Here is a 6682-nt window from a genome sequence, read left to right on the forward strand (position 1 = left end):
TCGTTCTAGAATGAGTCGCTTGTCACTGCCAGCGGAACAACAGCGGATGAGAGTCGCCGTATTCGGAATAGGTTATGTCGGGTTGGTTCAGGCCGCCGTACTGGCGGAGATGGGTCACCAGGTGACCTGTGTGGATGTGGATGCCGACAAGGTCGCGGCCCTGAAAGCGGGACACATTCCCCTCTTCGAGCCCGGCCTGGCCCCCATGGTGCAGGCCAACCACCAGGCCGGTCGCCTGCACTTCACCACGGACGTGGCCGAGGGGGTGGGCTTCGCCGAGCTCATCTTCATCGCGGTCGGCACCCCGCCGGATGAGGACGGCTCAGCCGATCTGCAGCACGTGCTGGCGGTGGCGGGCACCATAGGCCGCCTGATGGAAACGGGCAAGGTGGTGGTCAACAAGAGCACGGTACCGGTCGGCACCGCGACCAGGGTGCGTCGGCACATCGAGGCCATCCTGCACCAGCGCGGCGTCTCGCTGCCGCTCGAGGTGGTCTCCAACCCCGAGTTTCTCAAGGAGGGGGCCGCCGTCAGTGACTGCCTGCGACCGGATCGCATCATCATCGGCACCGGCTCGTCCCATGCCTTCGCCTTGCTGGAGGAGCTCTATGCCCCCTTCAACCGCCAGCACGATCGCATCATCCAGATGGATGAGCGCAGCGCCGAGCTGACCAAGTACGCCGCCAACGCCATGCTGGCCACCAAGATCTCCTTCATGAACGAGATGGCCAATCTGGCGGAGAAGCTGGGGGCCGATATCGAGGCGGTGCGCAAGGGCATAGGCGCCGATCCGCGCATCGGCTACCACTTCATCTATCCGGGCTGCGGCTACGGCGGATCCTGCTTCCCGAAGGACGTGAAGGCGCTGATCCACACCGCCAAGGAGGCGGGCTGCGAGGCGCCGCTGCTGCGCTCGGTGGAACAGGTTAACGACAGGCAGAAGCACAGGCTCGCCGAGCGGCTGTACCAGCACTTCGGTGCCGACTTGAGCGGCCGCACCTTCGCGCTCTGGGGGCTCGCCTTCAAGCCCAACACAGACGACATGCGGGAGGCCCCGAGCCGGGTGCTGATGGACGCCATCTGGGCCGCCGGCGGCAGGGTGCAGGCGTACGACCCCGAGGCCATGAAAGAGGCCCAGCACCTCTACGGCCTGCGGGACGACCTGACCCTGTGCGGCACCCAGGAGGCGGCCCTCAAGGGCGCCGATGCCCTGCTCATCTGCACCGAGTGGCAGCAGTTCCGCGCCCCCGACTTCGAGCTGATCCAGCGCACCCTGAAGCAGGCCGTCATCATCGATGGTCGCAACCTCTACGATCCGGCCCGCCTGCGCCAGCGCGGCTTCACCTATTACGCCATCGGCCGAGGCGACAGCCTGGAACAGGCGCACGGTCTGGGGCAGCCGCGATGAAGTATCTCGTCACCGGCGCCGCCGGTTTCATCGGCTTTCACCTGGCTGGACGGCTGTGCGCCGAGGGCCACGAGGTGGTCAGCATCGACAACCTCAACGACTACTACGAGGTGAGCCTGAAGGAGGCGCGCCTCGTGCGGCTCGGCCCCCTGCCCGGTTTTCGCTTCGAGCGCCTCGATCTCGCCGATCGCACCGCCATGGCCGAGCTGTTCGCCCGGGAGCAATTCGAGCGGGTGATCCACCTCGGCGCCCAGGCCGGGGTCCGCTACTCCCTGGACAACCCCTTCGCCTACGCCGACAGCAACCTCACCGGCACCCTGACCGTGCTGGAGGGGTGCCGCCATCACGGGGTACAGCACCTGGTCTACGCCTCGTCCAGCTCGGTCTATGGCCTCAACGAGCAGATGCCGTTCAAGACCTCGGACGGAGTGGATCACCCTGTCTCTCTCTACGCGGCGAGCAAGAAGGCGAACGAGCTGATGGCCCACTCCTACTCCCACCTCTACGGCCTTCCCACCACGGGCCTGCGCTTCTTCACCGTCTACTGTCCCTGGGGTCGCCCCGACATGGCGCTGTTCAAGTTCGTGCGCGCCATCCTCAAGGGCGAGCCTATCGACATCTACAACCAGGGCCAGCTCAGCCGGGATTTCACCCATGTGGACGACATCGTGGAGGGGATAGTGCGGGTCGCGGACAGGCCACCGGTCGGCGATACCAACTGGCGGGGGCAGACGGATGCCAGCCCGGCCCCCTACCGCCTCTTCAACATCGGCAACGGCAGCCCGGTGCGGCTGCTGGACTTCGTGGAGGCCATAGAGACGGCGCTCGGCAAACGGGCGATCCGCAACATGCTGCCCATGCAGCCCGGCGACGTGCTCGCCACCTGGGCCGACACAGAGGCGCTGTTCGAGGCAACCGGCTATCGCCCCAAGGTAGGGTTGACCGAAGGGGTCGAGAGTTTCGTCCACTGGTACAAGGCGTATTACAAGGTCTGATCGCGCCGCATCATCATAAAAGAGAGAGGGGCTGCCAATGGCAGCCCCTTTTGTTTATCCGGGTTCGGGTCTCCAGCCTCAGGGGCCGGGGGCATAGCTGAAGGGTACTATCTGTGGGCTGAGACAGCGACAGGCCGGCTTGAGGGCCTCAGGCCCGGCCAGCAGCCAGCCTGTGCGGTGGCGGTTGCCGAGGCTCTCCATGCGATCTGCGTCGAAGCAGACCGCCATCAGATCGGCTGCGCCCAGCACCCAGCGACCGGGAGCGGCCGCAATCCAGGCCGCCGCCTCGCGCGCCTGCTCCCCATCCCCCATCAGATAAGGGTAATGTCGCAGGGGCCGTTGGCTGAACAGCAGGTGCTGCTCCTTGAAACCGGCCAGCAGCAGCTCGTTCCCCGCAGGCACCCGCTCCGCCGCCAGCGCCATCACCCCCTCCGGGGTGCGCATGTCGTTGAGCCTCACGCAGATCCAGCTGGAGTAGATGAGCCACCCCACCGCCAGCGAACAGAGGAGGGCACTGAGCGGCGCCCGGCGCAGCAGCGCATTGACCAGCAGCAGCGCGCCCCCCATCGCCAGCAGGGGCAGCCAGGGGGCTGGGCCCAGATCCCCCAGTCTGCTCGCCAGCCTGGCGCTGAAGGCCAGGGCCCCGGCGGCGCCCACGCAGACGATCCCCAGCAGCCAGCCAAGCCCCCCCAGCAGGCGAGCGGGCCAGACCCGCGCCAGCAGATCGGCGACGAAGGGAGCCGTCAGCAGGGCCAGCGCCGGCGTACCCGGCGTGACATAGACGCCGCGCTTGCCCGGCGAGGCCGAGAAGAAGAGGATCACCAGCACCAGGTAACCGAGCAGCAATATGATGCGCCTGTCCTGCCCCTGGATGGCCTTGCGCCAGGCCACCACCAGCCAGGGCAGCAGCAGGGAGATCGGCAGCCAGAATGGCGGGATCACCGAGGTGAGGTAGTACCAGAAGGGTTTGACGTGGTGCCAGGCGTTGGCATAGCGGGTCACCGTCTGGCGCAGCAGTATGTTGTCCCGGTAGGCCTGCAGCACGGGATCCCCGCTCTGGGCCACGGCGAGCAACATGGGCACCAGCCAGAGAGCGATGGCCAGCACCATAAAGAGCGGCCCCGCCAGCCCCTTGAGCCAATCGCCCCTGGTGGCGGCGCGGATCTTCTCCCTGTGGGTCCAGACGGCCGGGATCAGGATCAGCAGGGCCAGCAGCCCCACCCCCTTGGTGATGATGCCGAGCCCGGCGGCGAACCAGCCGAGCCAGTACCAGCGCCAATCGCCACCACAGAGCAGGAAGCGGACGAAGCCATAGACCCCCAAGGTGATGAAGAAGGTGACCAGCGCATCGATCTGCGCCGTCTTGGCCTGCAGGGTGAACTGGACCGTAAAGAGCAGCAGCAGACCGGCCATGAAGCCGACCTGTGCGCTCCACAGCCGGCGCCCCAGATCCCACACCAGCGCGATGGTCAGCAGGCCCGCCAGCAGGGAGGGCAGCAGGAAGGCCACCTTGATGGAGCCGGTCAGCAGATACCCTATCGCTATCCCCCACATAAACAGGGGGGGCTTGTCCGGGTAGATCTCGCCGCCGCGCATGGGGAAGAGCCACTGGCCGCTCTCCACCATCTCCTTGGCGATCAGGGCGAAGCGCGGCTCGTCGGCGGGCCAGGGATCCCGCAGGCCGAGGCCCGCCCCCAGCACCACCAGGGCGATCAGCAGCAGCCAGCCCAGCGACTCCTGCCTGAGCAGATAACGATCATTTACCATGACGAACCTCATAGTCGTCGACGACCTTGTCCCGCTTCCACCCTCTGTGCTGGATGTCCAGATAGAGGCTGTAGAGGGCGGTAAAGGTGGGGAAGAGGTTCTGCAGCACGCCGACGGAGTCCTGCTTGGGGGAGAAGATGAAGTAGCTGAGAGTCATCAGGCTGCCGAGCACGCTCATGTACCAGAACAGGCGGGGAATGACGGGCCGGCCGGCCCGCTTAGAGGCCAGGAACTGCACCAGCCAGCGCCCGCCGAACATGAGCGCCCCCGTGTAGCCGATGAGCTTCCAGCCGGTGACATGCAGACCCGTCCAGTCAAACCAGGTCAGCTCCATGGAAAGCAGGGCATCGATCATCGCCGCCCTCCCCGGTTCAAACCGCCGACATGGGGGGCGACCTCATCCCGGTCCGGCCAGACCGATGACAACGAAAGCAGGGTGTCCATCACTCCAGCATCTCCCGGATCTCGACCACCTTGGAGCGACGCTGCAACCACCAGACGCCGACCACGTCCACCAGCCCGACCCAGAGCCGGTTCCAGACGCCGTACTTGGAAACGCCCGCCTGCCGCGGCCTGTGGTTGACCGGCCAGGGGGACATGCGGCCCCCCTGGGCCTGGATCAAGGCCGGGATGTAGCGGTGCATGTGGTTGAAGCCGGGCAGGCGCAGATACCAGTCGCGGCGCACCACCTTGAGGCCGCAGCCGGTATCCGGGATGCCGTCCCGCAGCAGCAGATCGCGAAAACCGTTCGCCAGCCTGGACGAGAGGCGTTTCACCCAGTCATCCCGGCGAGTGACCCGGTGGCCGATGAGCCCGACCTGATTCCTGTCCGCCGCGAAACGGCGCTTGGCCTCCTCCAGCATGGCGGGAATGTCCGCCGGATCGTTCTGGCCGTCGCCGTCCAGCACCACCAGCCAGTCGCCGCGCCCCTGGCGCACCCCGCTCAGCACCGCCATGCTCTGGCCGACGGCCCTGGCGTGGCGCACCACCCGCAGCCTGGTGAAGCGGGACTTCAGCTCGCACAGCAGGGTATAGCTGTCATCCTCGCTGCCATCATCCACGTAGATCAATTCGTACTCGTATCCGCCCCCCAGAGCGGCGTCGATTTCACTGATGAGGGGAGCCAGATTGTCCCGTTCATCCTTGGCTGGTACTACGACTGACACATCGACTGAATCACCCATATGAGCTTCCCGACAATGAAAAGAATCCAAGGGATCCTGTTGCGCACATCATGAAGAAGGTGGACTGAGCGCCAGAACCCGCACAAATACAAGGTATTACATCATGATGATCGCCGTCTATCACCCGACAACTAACAATCGCATCAACTAAGAGGGGCAGCACAACAGCGCGCCCTGCCCGCACCTCAGGTCGTCACCACCAGCAGGATCTTCTCCCGCCTAAAAGTTCCATACCGTTTTCGTCTCTGATGACCTGACACATAACCACATGTTCCATCGTCTGGCTGGCAGCCAACCCGTGGAGAACCTATATCTTCCGGACAAGCCAACGAGGTAACCATCATGCAGAGACTCTGCGCCTGGGGCTGGGGGCTGCTCCTGCTGTTGACCACGGCATCGGCCCATGCCGATGCATTTCGCCAGGCCCCCAAGGCGATGAGCGCCCTGCGCCAGGGCGCCGCCATGGAGCGCGGCAACCCGAGGCAGGCCATCGCCCACTACTGCACCGCCGCCAGCCTGGGCAACCCGGAAGCCTACTACCGCATCGGTCGCCTTCTGGCTCGCGGTCCTCAAGGGATACGCAACGCGCGCCACGCCAACGCCTACCTGGCCATGGCCATGCGCCTCGGCAATCAGCAGGCCGCCCGCTACTACAACGAACGGGTCGGCAACGCCCCCCTCGGCACCTGTGGCGTCGGTGGCAGCGGAGGCGGCGCGCCCTGGGTGCGGCCCAGCACCCCCTTCGATCAGGACAGCTACCTGGCCCGCCAATCCACGAGCAAGCAGCAGCTGGCCAGCATGATCCGCCAGGCGGCCAAACGTCACAGAGTCAACCCCCAGCTGGCGCTGGCCATCGCCATCGCCGAGTCCAATCTGAACAGCGCCGCCGTCTCCCCCAAGCAGGCGCAGGGGGTCATGCAGCTCATCCCCGAAACCCAGGCCCGTTTCGGCGTGACCCGGCCGTTCGACGCCCGGCAGAACATCCGTGGCGCCATGATCTACCTGAAGTGGCTGGAGAAGCAGTTTGGCCCCGACTGGGTCAGGATCAGCGCCGCCTATAACGCCGGGGAGCAGGCCGTCCTGCGCCACGGCGGCGTGCCCCCCTATCGGGAGACCCAGGAGTACGTGCAGCGGGTGCTCTACTACTCGGGGCAGGATCCGGCCAAGGAGCGCCGGCTGCCACGCTGAGCGCCACCCGACGGCCGTCTCATCCGCACGAATCCTATCGGGCCAGGCTTAAGGAAATCTTAAGACAGGGCCCGGCACGCTCCTGTTCGCTGCCGCCTCTCGGCCGCTCGCCAGCCCCCTGGCTCCCCGCTCCCCGGCTT

The 6682-nt window shown here is 66.0% G+C and carries 6 protein-coding genes; 3 read left to right on the forward strand and 3 right to left on the reverse strand.

The genetic code is table 11. The features are described 5' to 3' along the window. The first annotated feature begins 46 nt into the window (after positions 1-46). Both BN1132_RS03375 and BN1132_RS03380 read left to right on the forward strand, forming a co-directional pair. A complete protein-coding gene (locus BN1132_RS03375; RefSeq protein ID WP_042075002.1) occupies positions 47-1408 on the forward strand; it encodes a UDP-glucose dehydrogenase family protein in 1362 nt (453 codons plus the stop codon). Then, positions 1405-2403, forward strand: a complete 999-nt coding sequence (locus tag BN1132_RS03380; protein ID WP_042075003.1) for an NAD-dependent epimerase — start codon at positions 1405-1407, stop codon at positions 2401-2403. The genes BN1132_RS03375 and BN1132_RS03380 overlap by 4 nt, the downstream gene beginning before the upstream one ends. A gap of 78 nt (positions 2404-2481) precedes the next feature. On the opposite strand, the gene BN1132_RS03385 is transcribed toward BN1132_RS03380, so the two are convergent. The 3 genes from BN1132_RS03385 to BN1132_RS03395 form a co-directional block, all read right to left on the reverse strand. Beyond that, positions 2482-4170: an ArnT family glycosyltransferase gene (locus BN1132_RS03385; RefSeq protein WP_244462901.1), complete on the reverse strand. Its 1689-nt coding sequence runs from the start codon at positions 4168-4170 to the stop codon at positions 2482-2484. Next, complete coding sequence (locus BN1132_RS03390; RefSeq protein ID WP_042075006.1) at positions 4160-4525, reverse strand: lipid-A-disaccharide synthase N-terminal domain-containing protein; 366 nt, start codon at positions 4523-4525, stop codon at positions 4160-4162. The genes BN1132_RS03385 and BN1132_RS03390 overlap by 11 nt, the downstream gene beginning before the upstream one ends. Before the next feature lie 88 nt (positions 4526-4613). Continuing rightward, complete coding sequence (locus BN1132_RS03395) at positions 4614-5336, reverse strand: glycosyltransferase family 2 protein (RefSeq protein WP_244462902.1); 723 nt, start codon at positions 5334-5336, stop codon at positions 4614-4616. 360 nt (positions 5337-5696) lie between these two features. Here BN1132_RS03395 and BN1132_RS03400 point away from each other — a divergent pair, with 360 nt between their 5' ends. Next, positions 5697-6542 carry a lytic transglycosylase domain-containing protein gene (locus tag BN1132_RS03400; protein ID WP_042075010.1) on the forward strand — a complete coding sequence of 282 codons (846 nt, stop codon included), beginning with the start codon at positions 5697-5699 and terminating at the stop codon, positions 6540-6542. Positions 6543-6682: the final 140 nt, after the last annotated feature.

This window comes from Aeromonas sanarellii, assembly GCF_000820085.1.
In the GTDB taxonomy this organism is placed as follows: Bacteria; Pseudomonadota; Gammaproteobacteria; order Enterobacterales; family Aeromonadaceae; genus Aeromonas; species Aeromonas sanarellii.